The sequence below is a fragment of the Arthrobacter sp. BI5 genome (assembly GCF_056680065.1).
Genome location: NZ_CM155264.1, coordinates 1810646 through 1833670, shown reverse-complemented (window position 1 = coordinate 1833670; position 23025 = coordinate 1810646). Strand labels below are relative to the sequence as shown.

Genomic DNA, 23025 nt, shown 5'->3' with positions numbered 1-23025 from the left:
CGTTCACCGCTGGCCCTCCTGCCGGTCACGCCCGGGGGCTGATTGCCGACGTCGGGCCGTGAACCGGGAGTGCTGGGCCGCGGCGGACCGGATCCCCGCGACGGTGGCCACGGCTCCGCCGATCAGCGTGGCGGCGAGATAAACCAGCGCGTCGCTGGTCCGGCCCGCCCCGAGCAGGTTGTTGGCCTCCAGGGCCAGGGTGCTGTAGGTGGTGAACGCACCCATAAATCCGGTGCCGGCGAGCAGGCGGACGATCCTCAGCCGCCCGGCGTCGGGGCCGCGGCGGACCAGTGCCTCGAGCAGGACGCCGAGCAGGAACGCTCCGGCCAGGTTGATGACCAGGGTGGGCAGCGGCCAGCCTCCGGGGGACGGCAGCACGGTGCTCAGACCGTACCGGGCCAGCGCCCCGACAATTCCGCCGGCAACCACAACGAGCACGAACCCGGGGTGCAGGTGGACCGGGCGGTGGGCACGGACCTCCCCCAGGATCCCTTCGTCAACGTCGCCGGGCGGAGCCGTTGCTGCGGTGTCGGGGGTGGCCGGTTCCGTCACTGGCCCACCTTCGGATGATGTTTGGCCTGCGGGGCGAGCGGGACAACCAGGACGGGCCGGTGCTGGCGGTGGGTCAGATGGACGGCGACGGAACCGACCAGCAGCTCCTCGAAGCGGGCTCCGAGGCCGCGCTCGCGGGTGCCGACGACGATCACGGACGCATCCGTGGACTCGGCCAGCCGCCCCAGCGCCCGGGCGGGATCCCCTGCGAGGGTCACGAAGGACCAGCGCACCCCGCTCGCGTCCAGCGCTTCCCGGAGGTGTTCCCGGATCCCGGCGCTGATCCCTTCGATGTCATCGTCGATCCCGTCCGGATCGATGGGCCGCGCTTCGGCCCGCCCGTCCGGTTCTTCGGCGAGGTAGGTCGTCACGTCCACATAGGCGCAGACCAGCTTGACGTCCAGGCTGAACGCCAGTTCAGCGGCCCGGTGTGCCACCGCCAGCGGCTGGCCGGGTACGACGCCCATCAGCACGGGTCCGGTGATCCGGCGCGGGCTATAAGCCGCGGGCACGGCAGCTGGGCGGCTTTCGTTGCCTGGTTCGTTCATGGGCGCTCCTGTCGGTCCCGGTGGGATCCATCACCGTCATGACAAGGCTAAACCCGCCGGGCAGCTTCACGTTCCACGGCTGGCTGCCCAAAGTCGACGACGGCGGGGTCCCGCTGTCGTCCGCCGCGCTTTTACGTGCGCGGGACCGCTCCCCTACTGACGTCGCGACGGGTGTCGGCTAAAATCAGGCTCCCCGGGTCAACTGATCCGAGGCCCCGGCGGTGCGGCCAGGCTGCACGGCCGGGCTGAGCAGAGAGGCCAGTCATGGACTTCGCCGCAGCCAGTGAACATCCGCTCGATCCGTTTCCCTCCTACGAAAGAATGCGGGAGGCCGCACCGGTCTTCCACGACGAGCAATCGGGGAGCTGGCACGTCTTCCGCTATGACGACGTTCAGCGGGTCCTTTCCGAACACGAGAGGTTTTCCTCCCGGATGCGCGGCGACGATCCCTCCGAGGCCGGCCATCTGTTCTCGTCCAGCCTGATCACCACAGACCCGCCGCGGCACCGCCAACTCCGCTCCCTGGTCACCCAGGCCTTCACGCCCAAAGCGGTGGACGCCCTCGCTCCCCGCATCGCCGAACTCACCGACGAACTGCTGGAGGGGATCGCCGCGCTCGGCACAGCAGACCTGATCGAGGCCCTGGCGTACCCGCTGCCCGTCATCGTGATCTCCGAACTCATGGGCATCCCGGCCGAAGACCGTGAGCGTTTCAAGCAGTGGTCCGACGTGATCGTCAGCCAGACGCGGACCGGCGCACCAACACAGGAGCACCAGGCCGCGAACCAGGAAATGATGCAGTACTTCCTGAACCTGATCGAACAGCGCCGGAGCCGGCCCGGCAACGACCTGATCAGCAGCCTGCTCGCCGCCGAAATCGACGGGCAAAAACTGGGCGTGGGCGAACTGCTGGGTTTCTGCAGTTTGCTGCTGGTCGCCGGCAATGAAACAACCACCAACCTGATAGGCAACGCGGTCCTTTGCTTCACCGAACTGCCCGGCACCATCGAGAGGCTGCGGCGCGAACCGGCACTGCTTCCCCAGGCCATCGAAGAAGTGCTCCGCTTCCGCTCCCCCGTCCAGTCCATGTACCGGATCGCGGTTGCCGACACCACCCTGGGCGGCGTCCGGATCCCGGCCGGCGCCCCGCTGGTGGCCTGGATCGGCTCGGCGAACCGCGACGACCGGCAATTCCAGCGCGCCGCCGAATTCGACATCGACCGGGACCAGCTCCGGCATCTGGCGTTCGGCCACGGCATCCACTTCTGCCTGGGCGCCCCGCTGGCGCGCCTTGAAGCAAGGACAGCGCTGCAGGCCATCTTGTCCCGGCTGCCGGGCCTGGCCCTGGCCCCGGGGGCGGACCTCCAACGCATGGACAGCACCATCGTTTACGGCCTGAAGTCGCTCCCGGTCAGCTGGCAGGCAGCCTGACTTGCCTGTGCCAGCAGACGGCGCAGCGGCTCTGGCCGGGATGTGGGATCGTTGCTAGCGTGGCGGAATGAACCCGTCGAAGACCCCCGCGGAGATCCTCACTATTGCCGGGAACGAGGTTCGCATCTCGAGCCCGGACAAAGTGGTCTTCCCTGAGCCGGGGCTGACCAAGCTCGACGTGGTCCGCTACTACCTCGCCGTCGCCGATGGGGCGCTGCGGGGAGCCGGCGGACGGCCCATGGTGCTCAAGCGCTTCCCCAAAGGGATCGACGCCGAGCCGTTCTTCCAGAAGCGCGTGCCGGAAAACCACCCGGACTTCATCGACACGACGACGCTGCATTACGCGTCGGGGACCTCAGCCGAAGAAGCCGTCATCCGGGATGCCGCGGGGCTGGCTTGGGTGGTGAACCTCGGGTGCCTGGACCTCAACCCGCACCCGGTGCGCGCCGGGGACCTGGAACACCCCGACGAGCTGAGGGTGGACCTGGACCCCATGCCGGGAGTCGGCTGGCCCCAAATCGTCGACGTCGCCTATGTCGCGCGGGAGGTGCTCGACGACGTCGGGCTGGTGGGCTGGCCGAAGACCAGCGGTTCGCGGGGCCTCCACATCCTGGTGCGCATCGCGCCCCGGTGGTCTTACCGCGACGTGCGGCTCGCCGCGGAGACCCTCGCCCGCGAGGTCGGGAACCGCGCGCCGGGCCTCGCCACGGCGCGGTGGTGGAAGGAGGAGCGCGGGGAGAGCGTGTTTGTCGACTTCAACCAGAACGCCAAGGACCGCACCGTGGCGTCGGCGTACTCCATCCGGCCGGTGCCGGACGCGCGGGTCTCGGCGCCGCTGACCTGGGAGGAGGTCCGCTCGACCCGGCCCGAACACTTCACGGTGCTGACGGTTCCCGGGCGGTTCGCCGACGTCGGAGACCCCCATGAAGGCATCGACGACGCGGTCGGCTCACTCGACGGACTCCTGGCCCTCGCCGCCGAGCTCGGCCCCGCCGAGAAGCCGCCCCGCGGCGTCGACGGCTCCGGCCGCCGTCAGTCGGTCATGCCGCTGATCGAAGTGGCGCGCACCAAAACCAAACCGGAGGCGCTGGCGGCGGTTGATGAATGGAAGACCCGGCACGCGGACCTCGTCCCGGACCTGCATCCGGCCGACATTCTGGTCGACGGAATGCGCGGTTCGAGTTCGCTCTGGTACCGGGTGCGGGTGAACCTCCAGCACGTCCCGGAAAGCAAACGGCCGCCGCAGGAGCTCATCGCGGACTACGACCCCTGGGCGGGCAAAGAGTGGCCGAGGCGGCCCGGGCCCTGAGGCATCCGGAGCCGGCAAGGGAACCGGGCTGCCTACCGAGGTGGCGGCGTCGAACCGATTTCAAAGCGGTCGCCGTAGACGGACCAGCTGAACGGCGGAACAAGCTCCAGGTTGCCGGCCTCCAGAAGGCTCCTGTGGATGTCCTGGCGCCCATGGCGCTGGTAGTCGCCCCAGGCCTTGAGGACCTTCACCCGGGCCTCCACCACGGCGGCGAGGTACGTCGACTCGTCCCCGCCCCGGGCCGGGGGGTGGTGCGCCTTCCGGGCCGCCGCCAAAATGCCGCCGAACGATTCGTCGTCGTCCCCTGGCCCGTGATTGACCGACACGTCGTAGTAAATCGCAAGCCCCAGCGGCCCGACCCCGTCCCGGACGGCTTCCTGCAGCGCCGGCCCCCAGTAGACGCGGTCCCGTTCCTCCTGCTGGGCCCGCTGGAAAGCAGGGTCATCCGCCGCCCTCTTCCAGTCCGCCGGAAAGGACGGATCAAGGAGCCGGTGGCTCAGCGCAGGGCGGTCCTTGTAGGGGGCGTCCATTATCTGCTCCAGCTGCTGCAGGTACTGGGCCAACGGATTTCCCGGGGCGGCATGGGTGTAGGCCTGGACGAGCTCGAGCATGTCGCCGGTGCCGCTGCACCAGCCCACGAGGCCGCCGGTGTAGCCCCGCCCGTCATCGATGTCCTCGATGTAGCCGAACGAGGTGGTCCAGTCAGGCGTGGAGTTCTCGGCGGTGGACGTCAGCTGGAGCGCAATCTCCTTGAATGCCGGGTCGGCAATGTCGCCCCGGGGCCGGGCCCGGGCCTCAGGGCTGTCCTGCCCGCCGAGCAGTCCCCGCAGTCGATCCCACATCAGGCCTCCCGAACTCGTCGTGACCCCGAGACTAACAGCCCGCCAGCCACCGGAACAGGGACCGTCCGGCACTGGTCAGCGCAGTTAAACTAATGGGGAATCCACCATTTGGCCGGCAGGGACGGGAATATCAATGGCTACTTTTCGGGAACTCCACCACATGACGGAGCCACTCCTGCTGCCCAATGCGTGGGACGTCGGATCCGCTCTGGCCTTTGCGACGGCGGGATTCCCGGCCGTCGGCACCACCAGCTTCGGCATCGCGGCAAGTGCCGGCCTGCCGGACGGCGGCCGGTCCAGCAAGGCGGTCACCGCCGCACTGGCGGCGCAGCTGTGCCGCCTGCCCGTCCACATCACCGCGGACATCGAGGACGGTTACTCCGATGACCCCGCCGAGGTTGCCGACCTCGTCGCCCGGCTGGCCAGTGTGGGCGTTGCCGGGGTCAACCTGGAGGACAGCACGGACGGGCACCTGGTGGACCCGGCGGCCTTCGCCGGCAAGGTGGCCGCCGTCAAACGGCGCAGCCCGGCCATCTTCCTCAACGCCCGGGTGGACAATATCTGGTTCGGCGAAGAGGCCACGGTGGATGCCGTCCTGCACCGTGCCGGCGTGTACGCCGACGCCGGCGCGGACGGGATCTTCGTCCCCGGCCTCGTGGTTCCGGAGGACATCCGGGCCGTCACCGCCGGCATCGGGCTGCCGGTCAACCTGCTGGCACATCCCACCCTGAGTGTTGTCGAGCTGGGTGACCTGGGGGTCCGGCGGGTGAGTTCAGGCTCGCTGCCGTACCGCGCAGCCGTTGACGCGGCGGTGAATGTGGCCACCGCCCTGCGCGACGGCAAGCAGGCGCCAGCCGCCACCCCCTACTGGGAGATGCAGGCGCGTCTGGTCGCGTTCAGCCAGCGCCAAACGGACTGACCGCCGGCCCGCGGGCGTGGCTGGCACCGCCGGGCCCGGGTGTCAATGGCCCGGCTGTCAACTGCCGGCTACGGCGCGGATTTCGTCCGCGATGGCCCTGCCCAGCAGTTCTGTGCTGCCGCTGCCGCCCAGGTCGGGGGTGAGGGATTCCCCTCCCCTGGCCAGGACGTTCTCGAAGGCCCGCACAACTGTGGCAGCGGCGGCATCTTCGCCCAGGTGCTGCAGCATCATCGCTGCGCTCCAGATCTGGCCCACGGGATTGGCGATGCCCTGGCCGGCGATGTCGGGGGCTGATCCGTGGACCGGTTCGAAGAGGCTGGGGAACCGGCGTTCGGGGTTGATGTTGCCGCTGGGCGCGATGCCGATGGTGCCCGTACAGGCGGGTCCCAGGTCGGAGAGGATGTCGCCGAAAAGGTTGCTGGCGACGACGACGTCGAACCGTTCGGGATGCAGGACGAAGTTCGCTGTCAGGATGTCGATGTGGTAGTTGTCGGTCCTGACGTCGCTGAAGTTTTGCGCCATTAGTTCGACCCGCTCGTCCCAGTACGGCATGGTGATCGAGATCCCGTTGCTTTTGGTGGCCGAGGTCAGGTGCTTCTTGGGACGGCTGTCGGCGAGGGTGAACGCATATTTCAGGATGCGGTCCACTCCCGTCCTGGTCATGACTGTTTCCTGGATGACTGTTTCCCTGTCGGTCCCCTCGAACATCCGGCCGCCGATGCTGGAGTATTCACCCTCGGTGTTCTCCCGGACCACGTAGAAGTCGATGTCCCCGGGAACCCGGTCCGCGAGGGGGCTCTTGACGCCGGCCAGCAGCTTCACCGGCCGCAGGTTGACGTACTGATCAAAATGGCGCCGGAACTGGAGCAGGCTTCCCCACAGCGATATGTGGTCCGGCACCGTTTCCGGGGCGCCGACAGCGCCGAAGAAGATGGCGTCGAAGCCGCTGAGCTGATCGAACCAGTTGTCCGGCAGCATCGTGCCGTGCTTGAGGTAGTAGTCGGCGTTGGCAAAGTCGAAGTCCGTGGTCTGCACCTTAAAGTCGAAGGCCTCTGCCGCCGCTTTCAGGGCCCGGATGCCCTCCGGGACAACCTCCTGCCCAATGCCGTCTCCGGCAATGACGGCAATCTTGTGCGTCCGGGTCATCGGGTTACCTCCCCTCGGGGCATGGCGCCCCGGCCAGAATCGTCGTGCGAACCAGGGTCCTGCTCAGTGCTGGCGAAGTACGCGGCGGCCATGTCCTGCTTGGCACGGCCTTGCGCGGCGACCCGCTCCAGACGCGCGGCAGAGGCCTCGGCGCCGTCAAGGCGAAGACCGAGTCCGCGGGCGGCGTCGAGGATCAGGCGGGCATCTTTCAGCGAGGTGTCGACCGCGAAGGACGCCGGTTCCAGCCGGTCATCTAGGATCAGGCCCGCCTTGGTCCGCAGGAACGGCAGGTCGAGGCCGCCGCCGTCGATCAGGTCAAAGAACTGGCGGGGGTCCACCCCGAGGGCTTCGGCCAGGGCGAGGATCTCCCCGGCAGCGTTTGAGGCGGCAATGACCCAGCTGTTCACCACAAGTTTGAGCCGGGTGGCCGAGCCCCCAGCCGGGTCTTCCCCGGTCCAGATCGTGCGCGCGCCGATGGCGTCCAGAACCGGCGCCACTCGCTCGCGGACGGCTTCCGGTCCCGCCGCGATCACCAGCAGCTGGCCGGCTTCTGCGGGCTCGCGGGTCCCGGACACAGGCGCTTCGACCAGGTCCAGGCCGACCTCGCCGGCCAGGTCCGCGAGGGCCGCTGCGTCGTGCACACCGACGGTCGTGGACTGCACCCACGCGGTGCCTGGCCGGATACCCGTGGCTGCCTGCCGGACTACCTCGGTCACTGCGGCAGCATTAAAGAGCATGGTCAGCACCACATCCGCACCCGCGACCGCCTGGGCCGGGGACGAAGCCACCTGCGCACCCGCTTCGGCAAGCGCGACGGTCTTGGCCTGGTCGCGGTTCCAGACGTGGACTTCATGTCCGGCCCGGAGCAGATTGCGGGCCATCGCGGCCCCCATGATGCCGGTGCCCAGCACCGCCACCGTGCGTTTCGTGTCCATTCTGTCGTCCTCTCGATCGTGATCCGGCCTGGATGACCAGGTGCCGGGCTAGGCGAGGTTCAGCTCCTCCGATATGGCCCGGGCGGCCTCCTGCAGGAGGGGAACTGCGCGGTCAGCGAAAGCCTGGTCGACGCGGGAGACGGGGCCGGAGACTGAGATTGCCATCGGCGTGGGCGCGTTGGCCACGGCGGTGGCGAAGCACCGGACGCCGATCTCCTGTTCCTCTTCATCGATCGAGTAGCCCCGCTCGCGGATCATGTCCAGATCCTTGAGGAGCGTGTCGATATCCCCGATGCTCTTGCTGGTCGGCGTCGGCATTCCGGTGCGGGAGACGATCCCGCGCACCGCTGCGTCGTCCAGCTGGGCCAGGATCGCCTTGCCGACGCCGGTGGAATGCAGGTGTGCGCGCCGCCCCACTTCGGTGAACATGCGCATCGAATGCCGGGACGGCACCTGGGCGACGTAGATGATCATGTCCCCGTCCAGCACGGCAACATTCGAGGTCTCCCCCAGCCGGTCCACCAGCGATTTGAGCTGGGGCCGGGCCAGGACTCCGAGTTGCTTGGTGGCGCTTTCGCCCAGGCGGATCAGCCGGGGTCCCAGCGAGTACCGCCGGTTCGGCAACTGCCGCACATAGCCCAGCGTGACCATGGTCCGGAGGAGCCGGTGGATGGTGGGAAGCGGCAGGGAGGTGGACGACGACAGCTCGCTGAGCATGACCTCGCCCCCGGCGTCGGCAATCAGTTCCAGCAGCTCGAAGACCCGCTCGACTGACTGGACGCCTCCCGGGGCTCGTTCTGCCATGGCACGATCTCCTGAAATCCCTGCCGACAACTAATATCCGCATCGTGAAATATTCTCTGGCTTCCCAACATACAGCACCGCTGCCCTGCGGTTTCCGGAGTGCACCGCGGCGCCGGATGGGCGCCGCGGTGCAAGGTCCCGGGCAGCAGCGTCGTCGGCTAGATGCCCTTGCCGGGGTTGAGGATTCCGAGCGGATCGAACACACCCTTGATCGCGTGCTGCAGTTCCAGGGACTCGCTGCCGAGTTCGTCGACCAGCCAGTCCCGCTTGAGGATTCCGACACCGTGTTCGCCGGTGAGGGTGCCGCCCAGGCTGCGGGCCAGTTCGAACATCTGGCCAAGCGCGGCTTTCGCCGGTCCTTCAGTCGACGGCTGGCCTTCATCCAGCACGATCATGGGATGCAGGTTGCCATCGGCGGCGTGCGCGACCGTGAAGATGCGGACACCGGTGCGGCGGGAGATTTCCTCAATGCCGGTCACCATTTCGGCGAGGCGTCCGCGCGGCACACCGACATCGCCGATGCAGACGTTGCCCAGCAGTTCCAGCGACGGGATCGCCTCGCGGCGCGCCCGCAGCAGTTCGGCGGTGCGCTCGGGGTCCGTGGCCTTCTCATAGGACGTGGCGAGGGGTTCGATTGCCTGAATCAGCACGTCCTGTTCCAGGAAGGCTCCGTACCCGTCCGTCTGGGCGAGCAGGAACGCCCCGCCGCGGCTCCGGTAGTCGGTGCCCAGGGCGGCATCGACGGCGGCCAGGGTGGGTCCGTCCATGAGCTCCAGCACGGACGGCGTGATGCGGGAGGCGATGATGGCGGAGGCGGCCTGGGCGGCGGTGACAATGTCCGGGAAGAACGCCGCCACCGTCGCGGTCGAGACCGGAAGCGGCCGGAGGCGCAGCGTCGCTTCGACCACCACGCCCAGCGTCCCCTCCGAGCCGATGAAGAGGGCGTTCAAGTCGTACCCGGTGACGCCCTTGATGGTTTCGCGGCCGGTCACCAGGACCCGGCCGTCCGGCAGGACCACCTTCAGCGCCAGCACGGACTCGCGGGTGACGCCGTATTTGGCGCACCGCATGCCGCCGGCGTTGGTGGCAATGTTTCCGCCGATGGAGCAGATGGCGGTACTGGCAGGATCCGGGGCGTAAAAGAGGCCGTGCTCTCCGGCGGCGGCGTTGACTTCGGCATTAAGCACGCCGGGTTCGACGACGATGAGCTGCTCGAGCGGGTCGACGCGCAGCACCCGGTTCATGCCCGACAGGTCGAGGACGATCTCGCCGGCCTGGGCTGCCGAACCGGCAGCCAGGCCGGTTCCGGCGCCCCTGGCCACGATGGGGATGCGCCCCGCCGTCGCACGGACCATGGTCTCGACGACGTCGTCGATACTGGTCGCATAGACGACGCCGTCCGGCAGCGTCGCGGGCGTGTATCCGGACCGGTCGGTATTGACGTTCATGCGGTCGGTTACGTCAGAGGAACCGTGCCGGGCCGCGGCGACGAGCGCCGCCCCGGCCTGTGTGTTGATCTGGTTAGCGGTAGTGCTCACAAGGTCTGCTCTCTATCGGTGTCTTGAACGTTTTCCGTCCGGCCGTGCCGGACAGGTCGGCGCCGGAGCCCTGTGGTACCGGGCCCCGGCCGTTGCCTAGGGGACCATCCAGCCCAGGACTGGTGTGGACTGCAGGACGATCAGGACGGTGATGAAGGCCAGCAGCCCCAGGCTCCAGCCCAGCAGCTTGCGGAACAGGACACTTTCCGCCCCGTCGAGGCCGACGGCGGCGGACGCCACCGCCAGGTTTTGCAGGGAGAGCATCTTGCCCAACACACCCGCCGAGGAGTTCGAAGCCGCCATCAGCGTCGGCGAAAGCCCGGTCTGCTGCGCGGCGGTGACCTGCAGCTGCCCGAAGAGCGAGTTGGACGAGGTGTCCGAGCCGGTGAGCGCCACGCCGATCCAGCCGAGCAGCGGCGACAGGAAGGCGAAGAATCCTCCTGCGGAGGCCAGGGCGATGCCCAGTGAGTTCGTCTGCCCGGAGACGTTCATAACGAACGCCAGCGCCAGGACGGACGTGACCGACACGATGGTCCAGCGGAGCTGGAAAAGGGTGTTGCGGTAGATCCGCACTCCCGCCAGGGGCTTGAGCTTGTACAGCGCCATGGTGATGATTCCCGAGATCAGGAGCAGCGTGCCGGTGGCTTTGAGGTGGTCAAGCTTGAATTTGTGCGCGGCAACCTGGTGTCCGGCGGGATCCACGGCATCAATCCCGGGCCATTCGAAGGTGACGGAGCCGACGGCAGTAAGCCAATTTTTCACGCCCGGGAGCTGGGCAATCGAGAAGACGGCCATGATGATCAGATACGGTGCAACAGCCATCCATACGTCGCGGTTGGGCGGCCTGACCGCGGCGCCGGCGGACCCTGCCGGCGCTCCGGTATCCACCGGGGCACCGTTACGGCTGACACCGCCCAGGCCGGAGGACGTTCCGTAGCCGGTGCGGGCCGGAGCGCCGGCGTTGACCAGTTCCGCTTCGGCGGCGTCGCTGCCCCCGACGTCGTGCATCCCGACAATTTCCGCCGGCTGCCAGAACCTGAGCATGAGCAGGACCGCCGCGACCGTTGCGATGGCGGCAATGACATCGGTGAGTTCGACGACGAGGAAGTTGGAGGCCAGGAACTGCGCCACGCCGAAGACGATGCCGGAGACCAGGGCCACCGGCCAGGTCTGCCGCAGGCCGCGCTTGCCGTCGACGATGAAAACGAGGATAAGCGGGATCAGGACGGCCACGAAGGGGGTCTGGCGCCCCGCCATGGAGCTGAGGTCATGCAGCGGGATGTTGGTCACGCCGTTCAGGGCAATGATCGGAGCGGCCATCGCTCCGAAAGCGACCGGGGCGGTGTTGGCCAGCAGCGCAACGATGGCTGATTTCAGGGGCTTCATTCCGGCAGCCATGAGCATGGCGCCGGAGATCGCCACCGGTGCGCCGAAGCCCGCCAGCGCCTCGAGCAGCGCGCCGAAACAGAACGCGACCAGGATAGCCAGGATGCGCAGGTCGTTGGAGATGGACCTGATGGTCCGGCCCAGGACCTCGAACCACGGTGTCGCGACCGTGAGTTTGTAGACCCACAAGGCGTTGATGAGGATCCAGAGGATCGGGAAGACGGCGTAGAAGGCGCCTTGCGCGGTGGCGCTGAGGACCTGGACGAACGGCATCCGCCAGCCCACGATGGCCAGGACGATCGAGAGCAGCAGGCTGGCAATGGCTGCCTTGGGTGCCTTGACCCGGAAGACGCCGAGCAGAATGAAAAGAAGCAGCAGCGGGAGCGCGGCAACCACCGCCGAGAGGGCCAGGGACCCGGCGATCGGATCGATAATCTGCTGGAAAGGCTCAAGCCTTGGACTCACAAAAACTCCTTTGTTTTGTCGAGCATTGGTGGGCCAAGAGCCCGCGGCGAGATTTTAGCGGCGCGAAATTTCCGCATGGTGAAATTAATCTCTTGTTCAGTGGATAGACCATATGTGCGATCCAGATCACAGTCAACAGCGGCCGGGCGGGTCGTGCAGGGTCGGGGCCGGTCATGGAACGCCGTTGACAGCCAGGGCAAGGGTGGCTAGCTTTTATAGATCGATATTTTTATTCCGCAATACGAAATTGAACGGAGCGTGACCGGGATGCCGAATCATCTGGAGACGAACGGACTCCACGTCGCGGAGGAGCTCTACGCCTTCGTCCGGGACGAGGCGTTGCCGGGTACCGGACTCGAGGCCGAGCAGTTCTGGGCCGGCGCTGCCGCCCTGGTGGCTGACTTCTCGCCGCGCGTGCGGGAACTGTTGGACGTCCGCGAGCTGATGCAGCAGCACATTGACGACTACCACCGCTCCCAGGGTACGACGCCCCTGGACCCGGCGGCATACGAGGAGTTCCTCCGGTCGATCGGTTACCTGGTCGAGGAACCCGGCGAGTTTACGATCAGTACGGACCGCGTCGATACCGAGATCGCCACCGTGTCCGGGCCGCAACTGGTGGTCCCGCTGCTGAATGCGCGCTTCGCCGCCAACGCGGCCAACGCCCGGTGGGGCTCGCTGTACGACGCGCTGTACGGCACCGACGCTATCGACGACGCCGAGGGGCGCGGGCAGACGGACGGCTACAACCCGGTCCGCGGTGCCGCCGTCGTGGCGTTCGGCCGCCGCTTCCTGGACGAGCACACTCCCCTGGCCGGCGGGTCCCACACCGCCGTCACCGCGTACAGGATCGCGGACGGCACGCTCGTCGCCGAAACACCGGACGGTGAAACCGGGCTGGCAGACCCGGCCCAGTTCGCCGGTTTCCGCGGAGAAGCCGAACAGCCGGAATCCGTGCTGCTCGTGCACCACGGCCTGCACGTGGAAATCCAGATCGACCGCAACCATTCCATCGGCTCCGGCGACCAGGCCGGGGTCAAGGACATTGTCCTCGAATCCGCCCTGACGACGATCATGGACCTCGAGGATTCGGTCGCCGCCGTCGATGGCGGGGACAAGGTTGACGGCTACCGGAACTGGCTGCAGCTGATGCAGGGCACCCTGACCGCTGACGTGACGAAGGGCGGACGCACCCACACCCGCCGGCTCAACCCCGACCGCGTCTACACCGCACCGGATGGCTCGGAGCTGACGCTGCCCGGCCGTTCGCTGCTGCTCATTCGCCAGGTGGGCCACCTGATGACCAGCGATGCCGTGCTCGATGCCTCCGGCGCCCCGGTGCCTGAGGAGATCCTCGATGCCTTGTTCACCGGACTGGGCTCAGTCCACGACCTGCGCGGGCCGCATGCCGGCCACAACTCGCGGACCGGGTCGGTCTATGTGGTCAAGCCCAAGATGCACGGACCCGCCGAAGTCGCGGTCGCCTGCGCGCTGCTGGCCGGCGTCGAGGCGGTGCTGGGCCTGGATCCGCTCACGCTGAAAATCGGGATCATGGACGAGGAACGCCGGACCTCGGCAAACCTGAAGGCCTGCATCCGGGAGGCCCGGGAACGGGTCGCTTTCATCAACACCGGCTTCCTGGACCGCACTGGCGACGAAATCCACACCTCCATGCAGGCCGGCCCCATGGTCCGCAAAGCCGACATGCGGAACTCGAGCTGGATCAAGGCGTACGAGGATGCCAACGTCGACATCGGGCTCGAATGCGGCTTCAGCGGGCGCGCCCAAATCGGCAAGGGCATGTGGGCTGCTCCGGACAACATGGCGGACATGCTGGCCCAGAAAGGCAACCACCCGCTCGCCGGCGCTGACTGCGCCTGGGTCCCCTCGCCGACGGCCGCCACCCTCCACGCCATCCACTACCACCAGGTAGACGTCGATGCCCGGCAGGCCGAGCTCGCCGGAAAGCGCCGCTCCACCCTGCGGCAGCTGCTCACCATCCCGGTGGGCGACCCCGCGGACTGGTCCGAAGAAGACCGGCGCAACGAGTTGGATAACAACATCCAGAGCACGCTGGGCTACGTGGTGCGCTGGGTGAACGACGGCGTCGGATGCTCCAAGGTGCCCGACATCCACGGCACAGCCCTGATGGAGGACCGTGCCACCTGCCGCATCAGCTCCCAGCACGTCGCTAACTGGGTTCTGCACGGCGTCGTGACCCGGGAGGAAGTGGAGGCATCACTGCGGCGGATGGCCGCCGTCGTCGACGACCAGAACTCCTCGGACCCCGGTTACACGCCGATGTCCCCCGCATTCGACGGCGAGGCGTTCCTCGCCGCCCGCGAACTAGTCCTCGAGGGCGCCACCCAGCCCTCCGGCTACACCGAGCCCGTCCTGCACCGCCGCCGGGCCGCGCACAAACACACCGACGATCTGGCAAGGAACGCCTCATGAACCTGACCCTTGAGTCCGCACGGACCATCATCGACGAAGCCCTCGCCGCGGGCCGGCAGCGTGAGTTCAAACCACTCACCGTCGTCGTCCTTGACGCCGGCGGCCACGTCATCGCCGCCGCACGCGAGGACGGCGCCTCAAACAACCGCTTTGAGATCGCCCAGGGCAAGGCCTACGGCGCGCTGGCCCTCGGCATGGGCTCGCGCGCCATCATGGAACGCGCCGAGCAGCAGGCGTATTTCATCTCAGCAGCGACCGCCGCCCTGGGCGGCCGGCTCATCCCGGTTCCCGGCGGCGTACTGGTACGGGACCAGGACGGCACCGTCGTGGGTGCCGTCGGGATCACCGGCGACAGTTCGGACAATGACGAGACCGCCGCCACGACGGCGGTTAAGGCTGCCGGCCTGACGCCGCAGGCGGACTGACGGTCCGGCACCGATCCGCTGAACACAGTCCGCAAGGACGGCGGGGCCCATGTCGGGACAGGCATGGGCCCCGCCTGTTTCTGGGCGGGCATGGAACAGGCGCACGTCTCTCACGCTCCGTCCATCCGGCCATTGGTTTCGCGTATATCGGAATGTATCGTTAAGTATCGTTAGCGATCCATTAAGGAGACCAGCATGCGTAATTCATACCCGGCCGGCGGCTTCGGCACCCCCAACATTGACGGCATGTGGCAGGCCGTTGAAGAGCTGCGGTCAAGATTTGAGAAGCGCGCCGGCAGCCGCGCGGGACGCGGCGAGGTGCGGTCCGCGGTGCTTGCCCTGCTCGCGGAACGGCCGATGCACGGCTACCAGATCATCCGTGAAATCGAGGAGCGCAGCAGCGGCAGCTGGAAGCCGAGCGCCGGTTCCGTTTACCCCACGTTGCAGCTCCTGGCCGATGAGGGGCTGATCCGGGCCGAGGAGTCCAACGGCCGCAAGATCTACTCGCTGACCGAGGCGGGCCGGGAGGTTGTAGCGGGTGCCGACACCTCGGCACCGTGGGAGTCCACAGGCCAGGCAACCGGCCCCGGGTTCGCGGCACTGCCGAAGGCCGGCGTCGAACTGGCGCAGGCCGCGGCGCAGGTGGGTCGCACCGGCTCGCCGGAGCAGGTGAAGCAGGCCGTTACGGTGCTCGACGAGGCACGTCGCCGGCTGTATTCGATCCTCGCCCAGGACTGACGCGGGTGGCATCGGTTCGTCGGGACCGGACAAATCCGGTACCCGGCGCCGGGGACACCCGCGCCCGCTACCGCCGCATCCTGCGCTTCGCTGCGTGGCATCTCGCGGTGACCTGGTGGTTCGAGCTGTTCCTCCCCCGCATCGGGCTGGGCGGCAGTGCCGGGCGCACCCGGACGAAGCGGATGCGGCGGTTCGCACAGCGCTTCCACGTGCTTGCGGTGGAGCTGGGCGGCCTCATGATCAAGGTGGGCCAGTTCCTGTCCTCCAGGCTGGACGTGCTTCCGCCCGAGATCACCAAGGAGCTCGAGGGACTGCAGGACGAGGTGCCTCCGGTCCCGTTCGCCGCCATCCGGGCACTTGCCGAGACGGAACTGGGCATGCCGCTGGACCAGGTTTTCGCCTCCGTCGATCAGACGCCGATCGCCGCCGCGTCGCTGGGACAGGCCCACCGCGCGCAGCTCCTTCCCGTCAACGCCGCCGAGGCCGGGATGCGCAGCGTGGTGTTGAAGGTGCAGCGGCCGGGCATCGACGCGATCGTCGACGTCGACCTGGCGGCGCTGCGCAAGGTGGGCGGCTGGCTCAGCCGGGTGCGTTTGGTTGCCGACCGGGCGGACATGCCCGCCCTGGTGGAGGAGTTCGCGCAGATCAGCCTTGAGGAGATCGACTACCTGCATGAGGCAGCGAACGCAGAGCGCTTCGCAGCCGACTTCGCCGACGACGACCGGGTGGCTGTGCCACGCGTCGCCTGGGAGTGGAGCACCCGCCGGGTACTGACCCTCGAAGACGTTACGGCGATCAAGATCACGGATTCGGAGGCACTGCTGGCGGCAGGCATCGATCCCGCGCAGGTTGCCCCGGTGTTCGCGTCGGTCATGTTCGAGCAGATGTTCACCAGCGGCTTTTTCCATGCCGATCCGCACCCCGGGAACATCTTTGTCACTCCCGCTATTGATTCTTCCGCAGGGCGTCCCTGGAAGCTGACGTTCATCGATTTCGGCATGATGGGCGAGGTCCCTCCCACGACCCGCAGCGGCTTGCGGAAACTTCTCATCGCGGCCGCATCGCGTGACGGCAAAGGCCTGGTAAGCGCGGTCAGGGATGTGGGGGTGCTGCTGCCGACGGCCGACACGGCCGAGCTTGAGCGGGCCATGACGCACCTCTTTGCCCGGTTCGGCGGGATGGGCTTCGCCGAGCTCCGTGAGGTGGACCCGCGGGAATTCCTTGATTTTGCGGTGGAGTTCGGCGACCTGGTCCGCTCGCTGCCCTTCCAGTTGCCGGAGAACTTCCTCCTCATCATCCGGGCGATGTCACTGACCTCGGGGGTGTCCAGCTCGCTCGATGCCCGGTTCAATCTGTGGGACGCGGTGGAACCCTATGCCGCGCAGCTGCTGCGCGACGAGCGTGGCAACATCGTCCAGGACGTGGCCCAGCAGGCGCTCGACGCCGCCGGGCTGGCGCTGGGTCTGCCGAAGCGCCTGGACCGGCTGCTCACCCGGATCGAGGACGGCTCGCTGTCGGTGGCTAACCCGCGTCTGGAACGGCAGCTGGCACGGCTGGACCGCACGGCGCAGCGAACGGCATCGGCCCTGGTTTTCGGCGCCCTGCTCATTGCCGGTTCCGTCGTGCGGGCGGACGACGCAGTGCTCGGCAGCGTACTGATGATCGCGTCGGTGGTTCCGCTGCTGCACGGGCTCTGGACGGGGCGCCGCGGCCTCTAAGTACAGCGGAGTGGGATCCGCGGTTGCCGCTGCTTCCGCAGGCCGCTTAGGCCAGGCGCGCCCGGACGATCTCGCTGACGGTCTTGCCGTCAAAACGGCCGGCGACCTTGGCGGTGACCGGCTTCATCACGGCGCCGATGGAGCGCATGGAGAGCTCCTGGCCGTCGGCCTTCAGCGCGGCGATTGCCTCATCGACGATCGCTTCGACCTCCGCACGGGTCAGGGCCTTCGGCAGGTACGCCTCGATGATGTCCGCCTCCGCGGACTCGGCAGCGGCGCGGTCGGGTTCGCCGGCTTCGGTGTAGATGCGGGCGGTGTCACGGCGCTTGGCGGCTTCCTTCTGCAGCAGCGACGTCACCTGGGCGTCATCGAGCTCGACCGGGGTCTTGCCTGACTTTTCGCGGGTGCTGATTTCGCCCAGCACATTCCGGACGGTCGTAAGTGCGGTCTTATTGCCGGTCTTCATGTGGGCGACAACGTCGTTTTTCAGTTGATCCTTGAGCGTCATGGTCTTCCTCTTCTTCATCGGTGGTGCGCGGCGGCCTACTAGCCAGTCTCCCCCAGCCTGGCGCGGATAGCGTCGTCGGGCGTTTCCTGCGCTGGATTCACGGTGGCGTTCGGGCGGAAGGTGGCACGATGGGAACATGACTCCCGCTCACGGTTTTTCCGGCTTCGGCCGTCGTCCCCAACCCATCAAACCCGCAGCCGGCCAGGAATCCGTGTGGGACTACCCGCGGCCGCCCAGGGTGGAGCCGCGGTCCGAACGGGTGACGGTGCGGCTCGGCGGCCAGGTGATTGCCGACACCACCGATGCCGTGCGCGTGCTGGAGACAAGCCATCCCCCGGTGTACTACTTGCCGCTGGGCTCATTCCCCGCCGGTGTTCTGGTCCCGGTCGGGGGCACCAGCTTCTGCGAGTTCAAGGGCGAAGCGCACTACTTCGACGTCGTCGCCGGCGGAGTCGTCGTTCCCCGCGGCGCGTGGACCTACCCGGAACCCGCCCGCGGTTTCGAGGCGCTCAGCACCCGGGTGGCCCTCTACCCGGGCCACATGGACTCCTGCGAGGTCAACGGCGAGCGGGTGACCTCCCAGGAAGGCGACTTTTACGGCGGCTGGATCACCAGGAACATTGTGGGTCCGTTCAAGGGCGGCCCGGGCACGTCCGGGTGGTGAGGATCCGGCTCCCGCGCTGAACCGGCGGGTTGGTCCTCCCGGCTCACCGGGACCGGGCCAACCAGAAGTGCCTAATCCTGTGCAGATGCCTTACTGGCTTCGGCGGCCGCCGCAGGCCCGGTGGTCGCCGGTGCGGTGCTCTTGGTGTCCGTGGCGGGCATCGCGATCACGGCGACGACGGTGAGGATGGCCCCGGCCAGCACGGCCAGGAAAACAGCCCCGGACGCCGAGACGACGGTGTGCGGATCTGTGTGGCCGCCCGGAGCGCCTGCGTAGATCGCGTTGGCGACGGCGCCGAACACCGCCACACCGATGGAACTGCCGATCGACCGGGCGAAAAGATTGGTGCCGGTGACTACTCCGCGCTCATTCCAGTCGACGCTGGACTGGGCGGCGATGAGGCTGGGGGTGGCCACCAGCCCGAGTCCGAGCCCCACGATGAAGCAACTCGCCGCGACCAGGAGGACGTTGGGTGTGGCGGCGGTGAGGGCAAGCACTGCCGTACCGATGACCGTGATCGTGATGCCGATCAGCGCCGTCTTCCGGAACCCCAGCCGGAGATAGAACCGGCCCGATTGGGAGGCGCTGATCGGCCAGCCGATCGTCAATGCTGCCAGTGCGAGCCCGGCCAGGATCGGCGAGGTTGAGAGGGCTCCTTCAAGGAACGTGGGAACGTACGAGGTGAGGCCCAGCATGACCGCGCCCACGCCGAAGGAGATCAACGCCGTCGTCGCCAGCAGCCGCCGGGAGACCACCCACGGCGGCAGGACCGGCTCGGCAGCCCTCCGCTCGACCAGGATGAACGCGGCGAACAGGAGCGCTCCGCTGACGAACACCGCAATGCTGATGGCGGAGGTCCAGCCCCATGCCTGGCCGCCCTCGAGGGCCCCAAGAATAATCAGGGTCAGCGCGACAGTCAGCAGGCCCGCCCCCAGGTAATCGACCCGGTGCTTGGTGCGCTCGACATTCTCGTGGAACGTCCGGAGCAGCATCCACCCCGCCAGGAGGCACAGCGGGATGTTCACGAAGAAGATCCCGCGCCAGAAGCCCAGGGCCGAAAACACGCCGCCGAGAGTCGGGCCAACCACGGAGGACACCGCCCACACGCTCGCGAGGTAGCCTTGCACCTTCGCGCGCTCGGTCAGCGTATAGATATCGCCGGCGATCGTGATCGCCACGGGCTGGACTGCACCGGCACCCAGGCCCTGCAACACCCGGAACGCGATGAGGGCCGGCATGCTCCATGCCACTCCGCAGAGGATCGAACCTAGAAGGAACAACCCGATGCCGATCAGGATGATCGGTTTACGGCCGACGACGTCGGAGAGCTTGGCGTAGACGGGCACGGACACGGCCTGCGCGAGCAGGTAGGCGGAGAAGAGCCACGGAAAGGATGCGAACCCGCCGATGTCCTGCACGATCGACGGCACGGCGGTCGCGACGATGGTCGAATCGATCGCCACCAGCCCCGTCGAAAGCATCAGGGCAATGAGGATTGGTCCCCGTTTCGAGCGGAAGCCGACTCCCTCGGCTGAATTCGTCACTTAATCTCGTTCCCGTCGTCGTCCGCGGCGCGCAGCACCTGAAACCGGTCCGGTTCCGAGGGTACAACCGCGCCTGGTGCGGAATTAGTCCCGGGATGCCAAACCGGCGGGCGCCGCCGTCGGCTCCGTCTACCGGGCCGTGCGGCGGGTGAAGACCAGGTGGGTAATTCCGGAGGGAGAAGGGGTCGCTTCGATGTCGAAGCGTTGTTCCAGCTCTTCGAGACCGTCCCAGAGCCGCTCGCCCCGGCCCAGGACAATGGGCACGAGGACAAGGTGCATGTGATCGATCAGGTCGGCCTCAAGGAACTGCCGCACGGTGCTCACTCCCCCGCCGATCCGGACGTCCAGGTCGCCGGCCAGCTCGCGGGCCTGCTTGAGCGCATCCGCCGGGCTGGCATCGACGAAATGGAAGGTTGTCCCGCCTTCCATCTCGAGTACCGGCCGGGGGTGGTGGGTCAGGACAACGACGGGCGTGTGGAAGACAGGGTTCTCCCCCCACCAGCCCTTCCATTCCTCGTCCTGCCAGGGACCGCGCTGCGGACCGAACTTGTTGCGTCCCATGATCTCCACTCCGACTCCCGGCCCCCAGGTCCCGGCGAAGGCCTCATCGACGCCGAAGGAACCTTCCGTTTCCCCGTGAAGGCCCATCGCGCGGAAGGTGCGCGTTTCGAACGCCCACTCCATCAGCCTGGTGCCCGCGTGGCCGAACGGCGCGTCGAGCCGCTGGCCCTCGCCGGTACCGTAGCCGTCAAGGGAGATGGAGAAGTTGTGCACGCGGACGAGGGACATGTCAGCTCCTGGGGTGCTCGTGGGTCGGACTTACTCTAGGGTGAGCGTCCCAGGAGCTCAAGACACCGGGCCAGAAAATGCCTGCCGCCAGGCGCAGGTTCACCCGGCGGCGGCCGCCTTGGCGGCGTAGGCAGTGGCTTGGGTGCGCACCCGGCGAATGTAGGGATCGGACTGGTTGTAGGCGTAGATAGCGTCGGTCCACCCCTGCGAGGTGGTGAGATCCCGGCCGTGGCCGCAGAGATAATCCGCCGCGCTGAGGGCAGCGTCATCGATATTGAAGGGGTCCGCTGTTCCGTCCCGGTTTCCGTCCCGAGCTACCAGCCGCCAGGTGGAGGGAATGAACTGCATGGGCCCGACGGCGTGGTCCCAGTGTGCGTCGCCGTCCAGGGTTCCGCCGTCGGTGTCCGGGATCGCGGCGAAACCGGCGCCGTTAAGGCTTGGGCCCACGATCGGCCCGCTCGAGTGCCCCGCTGCGTCGAGGCTGCCGCCGCCGTACGTCCCGTGCGCCGATTCGACGAAGCCGATGGCCGCCACCGTATTCCAGCTGATCCCGCAGTCCGGGATGGAAGCGCTGGTCGTGGCGGCAGCCGAAACGTAGGCCCGGAGCGCACGGGCAGGTATCCCGGTCTGCGCCGCGGCCCGGGCGAGCCACTGTGCGTCCGGGTTGCGGGTGACGTTTACGGCCGTGGTGATGCCTGCGGCTTCGAGTTTCGCGCCCGCCCGGGGAGGAGCAGACAGGGCCACGCGGGCGTCCGCGCCGGGCTGCCGGATTACCCAGAAGGAGAATGCGGTGATGACGCAGAGCGCGAACAGGCTGAAAACCACAAGGCGTTTAAGACGGAGCACCGACTAATCAAACCATCCGGTGGAGACACCGGCGGACGAAGACGATCAAGCTTCGTCCGGGCCAGCCGGATCCGCGCCGGCGTGCGCGTCACGGGGTCGGCCGGGCCATACCCGTTCGGCGAGGGCGAGGACCGGCGGGAGCGCAGGGTTGCCCGAGTCCCCGGCCTGCACACCCGGGAGCATGTCATGGCGGTTGCAGTCATTTTGGAGGTCGACGGAACGACAATCGAGCAGTACGACGAGATCAACATGCTGATGGGGCTTACGCCGGGCGGACCGGGCCCCGACGGATCTATTTCCCACTGGGCCACGATGACGGACAGGGGTCTGCAAGTTACGGATGTCTGGAAGAGCCGGGAGCAGTTCGATGCCTTCGCGCAAGAAAAGATCATGCCCCTCAGCGTGAAAGCCGGCTTCGCGGGGCCTCCGAAGCCGATCTTTCACGAAGTGCACAACTACTGCACCCCGGGGAAGGGAGCCTAAGCCCCCGTGGACTCCTTCACGTGCGTTTCCAGGACATCGCGGACCGAGGTCCATTCGTGCGGGCCGTAGCGGTCGTTGTCGACGTGATGAAGTTCGGCCTCGCCACTGAACATGCTGACGAAGTACTGCATACCCTGCCAAGCGGGGAATGCTTTGTCCGTGTCTTTCGACAAGCGACGGCCGATCCGGCTCATCGCCGACAGAATGCCGGTGGTACCGGCCCATTGCAAGGCAAAAGGTGTTCCGGTGAGTTCGGTCATCGCCCGGGCGATAGTCCGCGCAGTGACGCGGTCACCGGCGATTTCGACGACTCGGGGCGCGTCCTCGTCGAGGGCGACAAGCGCGACGACGCGCGCGACGTCGTCCTTGGTGGTGAAGTCGAGAATCTGGTCTGGTGAGGACCAGAACATGACCCGGTGGCGCGTGAACAGGATCATGGGCGCCTGTCCGGTGAGCATGTCGGCGAACGCCCCGTTCAGCACGGAAGTCACACGAATGGAGGCGGCATCAAGTTCCGCGGCGAACTCGCGACGGAGCTCGAAGTTGCGATTGCTGCCGGGAGTGATCCGACGGTAATCCGCAGAGTAATCCGACGGGATGAACCGTGCTACACCGGCGTCGACGGCGGCGGCGAGGAGCGCCCGTTGCGCGTCAACGATCACAGGGCGCGCGCCGCTGACGGCCGAGATCACGGTATCGACGCCCGACAACGCTGAGACCAGGCCGGCCCGGTCCGTGTAGGCGGCCTCGTGGATCTTCACACGGTCCTCATCGCCGAAGATGCCGTGGGCCCTCCCGCTGCCCGGGCGGGTCAGCACCCGGACGAGGGTGTCGTGGCGGAGGAGTTCGCGAACGATGCGGCGGCCGAGGTCACCGGTGGCTCCGGCGACGAGGACGGTGCTGGTCATAGTGTGCTCTTCTCGGTCGGGGATTCGAAGTATCGGCGGGAGGATCGGTGGGCTTCGTGCTGGGTTGCCCGCT

Annotated in this window: 22 protein-coding genes; 9 read left to right on the top strand and 13 right to left on the bottom strand. The window is 67.5% G+C overall.

The genetic code is table 11. The features are described 5' to 3' along the window. Positions 1 to 3: 3 nt before the first annotated feature. Together AC1MED_RS08310 and AC1MED_RS08305 are read right to left on the bottom strand one after the other, a co-directional pair. Positions 4 to 552, bottom strand: a complete 549-nt coding sequence (locus tag AC1MED_RS08310) for a fluoride efflux transporter FluC (RefSeq protein ID WP_479786423.1) — start codon at positions 550 to 552, stop codon at positions 4 to 6. Further along, positions 549 to 1100 (bottom strand): universal stress protein, encoded by a 552-nt coding sequence (locus AC1MED_RS08305; protein WP_479786420.1) that lies wholly within the window; start codon positions 1098 to 1100, stop codon positions 549 to 551. The genes AC1MED_RS08310 and AC1MED_RS08305 overlap by 4 nt, the downstream gene beginning before the upstream one ends. Before the next feature lie 264 nt (positions 1101 to 1364). On the opposite strand from AC1MED_RS08305, the gene AC1MED_RS08300 reads away from it, so the two are divergent. Both AC1MED_RS08300 and ligD read left to right on the top strand, forming a co-directional pair. Further along, a complete protein-coding gene (locus AC1MED_RS08300) occupies positions 1365 to 2531 on the top strand; it encodes a cytochrome P450 (RefSeq protein ID WP_346958262.1) in 1167 nt (388 codons plus the stop codon). A gap of 67 nt (positions 2532 to 2598) precedes the next feature. Then, positions 2599 to 3840 carry a non-homologous end-joining DNA ligase gene (gene ligD / locus AC1MED_RS08295; protein ID WP_479786418.1) on the top strand — a complete coding sequence of 414 codons (1242 nt, stop codon included), beginning with the start codon at positions 2599 to 2601 and terminating at the stop codon, positions 3838 to 3840. Between the two features lie 32 nt (positions 3841 to 3872). On the opposite strand, the gene AC1MED_RS08290 is transcribed toward ligD, so the two are convergent. Next, positions 3873 to 4682, bottom strand: a complete 810-nt coding sequence (locus AC1MED_RS08290) for a chitosanase (protein ID WP_479786415.1) — start codon at positions 4680 to 4682, stop codon at positions 3873 to 3875. Positions 4683 to 4842: 160 nt separating this feature from the next. Here AC1MED_RS08290 and AC1MED_RS08285 point away from each other — a divergent pair, with 160 nt between their 5' ends. Next, a complete protein-coding gene (locus AC1MED_RS08285; protein WP_479786413.1) occupies positions 4843 to 5601 on the top strand; it encodes an isocitrate lyase/PEP mutase family protein in 759 nt (252 codons plus the stop codon). Positions 5602 to 5658: 57 nt separating this feature from the next. On the opposite strand, the gene AC1MED_RS08280 is transcribed toward AC1MED_RS08285, so the two are convergent. From AC1MED_RS08280 to AC1MED_RS08260, 5 genes are all read right to left on the bottom strand, one after another. Then, a complete protein-coding gene (locus tag AC1MED_RS08280) occupies positions 5659 to 6747 on the bottom strand; it encodes a tartrate dehydrogenase (protein WP_479786410.1) in 1089 nt (362 codons plus the stop codon). After that, positions 6744 to 7682, bottom strand: a complete 939-nt coding sequence (locus AC1MED_RS08275) for an NAD(P)-dependent oxidoreductase (RefSeq protein WP_479786408.1) — start codon at positions 7680 to 7682, stop codon at positions 6744 to 6746. The genes AC1MED_RS08280 and AC1MED_RS08275 overlap by 4 nt, the downstream gene beginning before the upstream one ends. A gap of 48 nt (positions 7683 to 7730) precedes the next feature. Then, positions 7731 to 8486, bottom strand: coding sequence for an IclR family transcriptional regulator (locus AC1MED_RS08270; protein WP_479779937.1), 756 nt, complete (start codon positions 8484 to 8486; stop codon positions 7731 to 7733). A gap of 158 nt (positions 8487 to 8644) precedes the next feature. Then, the gene (locus AC1MED_RS08265; RefSeq protein ID WP_479782691.1) at positions 8645 to 9934 is read right to left on the bottom strand and encodes an FAD-binding oxidoreductase; all 1290 of its coding nucleotides are present in this window, start codon (positions 9932 to 9934) and stop codon (positions 8645 to 8647) included. A 186-nt stretch (positions 9935 to 10120) separates the two neighbouring features. Then, positions 10121 to 11875, bottom strand: a complete 1755-nt coding sequence (locus AC1MED_RS08260; protein ID WP_479786406.1) for an L-lactate permease — start codon at positions 11873 to 11875, stop codon at positions 10121 to 10123. Positions 11876 to 12142: 267 nt separating this feature from the next. On the opposite strand from AC1MED_RS08260, the gene AC1MED_RS08255 reads away from it, so the two are divergent. The 4 genes from AC1MED_RS08255 (at position 12143) to AC1MED_RS08240 (ending at position 17210) form a co-directional block, all read left to right on the top strand. Next, on the top strand, positions 12143 to 14329 hold the full coding sequence (locus AC1MED_RS08255) for a malate synthase G (protein WP_479786404.1): 2187 nt from the start codon (positions 12143 to 12145) through the stop codon (positions 14327 to 14329). Further along, positions 14326 to 14754: a GlcG/HbpS family heme-binding protein gene (locus AC1MED_RS08250; RefSeq protein WP_479786402.1), complete on the top strand. Its 429-nt coding sequence runs from the start codon at positions 14326 to 14328 to the stop codon at positions 14752 to 14754. Before AC1MED_RS08255 ends, AC1MED_RS08250 begins: the two co-directional genes overlap by 4 nt. Before the next feature lie 195 nt (positions 14755 to 14949). Next, entirely contained in the window at positions 14950 to 15492 is a 543-nt protein-coding gene (locus tag AC1MED_RS08245; protein ID WP_479779932.1) for a PadR family transcriptional regulator, read from the top strand. Positions 15493 to 15497: 5 nt separating this feature from the next. After that, entirely contained in the window at positions 15498 to 17210 is a 1713-nt protein-coding gene (locus tag AC1MED_RS08240) for an ABC1 kinase family protein (protein ID WP_479786400.1), read from the top strand. A gap of 46 nt (positions 17211 to 17256) precedes the next feature. On the opposite strand, the gene AC1MED_RS08235 is transcribed toward AC1MED_RS08240, so the two are convergent. Continuing rightward, positions 17257 to 17718, bottom strand: a complete 462-nt coding sequence (locus AC1MED_RS08235; RefSeq protein WP_479786398.1) for a GatB/YqeY domain-containing protein — start codon at positions 17716 to 17718, stop codon at positions 17257 to 17259. 136 nt (positions 17719 to 17854) lie between these two features. On the opposite strand from AC1MED_RS08235, the gene AC1MED_RS08230 reads away from it, so the two are divergent. Beyond that, positions 17855 to 18382, top strand: a complete 528-nt coding sequence (locus tag AC1MED_RS08230) for a DUF427 domain-containing protein (protein ID WP_479786396.1) — start codon at positions 17855 to 17857, stop codon at positions 18380 to 18382. Between the two features lie 71 nt (positions 18383 to 18453). Here the strand turns inward: AC1MED_RS08230 and AC1MED_RS08225 are convergent, their stop codons facing one another. From AC1MED_RS08225 to AC1MED_RS08215, 3 genes are all read right to left on the bottom strand, one after another. After that, the gene (locus AC1MED_RS08225; protein WP_346958349.1) at positions 18454 to 19863 is read right to left on the bottom strand and encodes an MFS transporter; all 1410 of its coding nucleotides are present in this window, start codon (positions 19861 to 19863) and stop codon (positions 18454 to 18456) included. Between the two features lie 192 nt (positions 19864 to 20055). Beyond that, on the bottom strand, positions 20056 to 20715 hold the full coding sequence (locus tag AC1MED_RS08220; RefSeq protein ID WP_346958277.1) for a dihydrofolate reductase family protein: 660 nt from the start codon (positions 20713 to 20715) through the stop codon (positions 20056 to 20058). Positions 20716 to 20814: 99 nt separating this feature from the next. Continuing rightward, positions 20815 to 21561 carry a lytic transglycosylase domain-containing protein gene (locus AC1MED_RS08215; RefSeq protein ID WP_479786393.1) on the bottom strand — a complete coding sequence of 249 codons (747 nt, stop codon included), beginning with the start codon at positions 21559 to 21561 and terminating at the stop codon, positions 20815 to 20817. A gap of 186 nt (positions 21562 to 21747) precedes the next feature. Here AC1MED_RS08215 and AC1MED_RS08210 point away from each other — a divergent pair, with 186 nt between their 5' ends. Then, a complete protein-coding gene (locus tag AC1MED_RS08210; protein ID WP_479786391.1) occupies positions 21748 to 22044 on the top strand; it encodes a hypothetical protein in 297 nt (98 codons plus the stop codon). On the opposite strand, the gene AC1MED_RS08205 is transcribed toward AC1MED_RS08210, so the two are convergent. After that, entirely contained in the window at positions 22041 to 22952 is a 912-nt protein-coding gene (locus AC1MED_RS08205; protein WP_479786388.1) for an NmrA family NAD(P)-binding protein, read from the bottom strand. The two genes, AC1MED_RS08210 and AC1MED_RS08205, sit on opposite strands and share 4 nt — an antisense overlap. Positions 22953 to 23025 lie beyond the last annotated feature (73 nt).

Coding starts and splice junctions, on each gene's coding strand:
- AC1MED_RS08305 (WP_479786420.1), bottom strand. CDS start 1,100: ATGAACGAACCAGGCAACGAAAGCCGCCCAGCTGCCGTGCCCGCGGCT.
- AC1MED_RS08300 (WP_346958262.1), top strand. CDS start 1,365: ATGGACTTCGCCGCAGCCAGTGAACATCCGCTCGATCCGTTTCCCTCC.
- ligD (WP_479786418.1), top strand. CDS start 2,599: ATGAACCCGTCGAAGACCCCCGCGGAGATCCTCACTATTGCCGGGAAC.
- AC1MED_RS08290 (WP_479786415.1), bottom strand. CDS start 4,682: ATGTGGGATCGACTGCGGGGACTGCTCGGCGGGCAGGACAGCCCTGAG.
- AC1MED_RS08285 (WP_479786413.1), top strand. CDS start 4,843: ATGACGGAGCCACTCCTGCTGCCCAATGCGTGGGACGTCGGATCCGCT.
- AC1MED_RS08280 (WP_479786410.1), bottom strand. CDS start 6,747: ATGACCCGGACGCACAAGATTGCCGTCATTGCCGGAGACGGCATTGGG.
- AC1MED_RS08275 (WP_479786408.1), bottom strand. CDS start 7,682: ATGGACACGAAACGCACGGTGGCGGTGCTGGGCACCGGCATCATGGGG.
- AC1MED_RS08270 (WP_479779937.1), bottom strand. CDS start 8,486: ATGGCAGAACGAGCCCCGGGAGGCGTCCAGTCAGTCGAGCGGGTCTTC.
- AC1MED_RS08265 (WP_479782691.1), bottom strand. CDS start 9,934: ATGAACGTCAATACCGACCGGTCCGGATACACGCCCGCGACGCTGCCG.
- AC1MED_RS08255 (WP_479786404.1), top strand. CDS start 12,143: ATGCCGAATCATCTGGAGACGAACGGACTCCACGTCGCGGAGGAGCTC.
- AC1MED_RS08250 (WP_479786402.1), top strand. CDS start 14,326: ATGAACCTGACCCTTGAGTCCGCACGGACCATCATCGACGAAGCCCTC.
- AC1MED_RS08245 (WP_479779932.1), top strand. CDS start 14,950: ATGCGTAATTCATACCCGGCCGGCGGCTTCGGCACCCCCAACATTGAC.
- AC1MED_RS08235 (WP_479786398.1), bottom strand. CDS start 17,718: ATGACGCTCAAGGATCAACTGAAAAACGACGTTGTCGCCCACATGAAG.
- AC1MED_RS08230 (WP_479786396.1), top strand. CDS start 17,855: ATGACTCCCGCTCACGGTTTTTCCGGCTTCGGCCGTCGTCCCCAACCC.
- AC1MED_RS08225 (WP_346958349.1), bottom strand. CDS start 19,863: ATGCTTTCGACGGGGCTGGTGGCGATCGATTCGACCATCGTCGCGACC.
- AC1MED_RS08220 (WP_346958277.1), bottom strand. CDS start 20,715: ATGTCCCTCGTCCGCGTGCACAACTTCTCCATCTCCCTTGACGGCTAC.
- AC1MED_RS08210 (WP_479786391.1), top strand. CDS start 21,748: ATGGCGGTTGCAGTCATTTTGGAGGTCGACGGAACGACAATCGAGCAG.
- AC1MED_RS08205 (WP_479786388.1), bottom strand. CDS start 22,952: ATGACCAGCACCGTCCTCGTCGCCGGAGCCACCGGTGACCTCGGCCGC.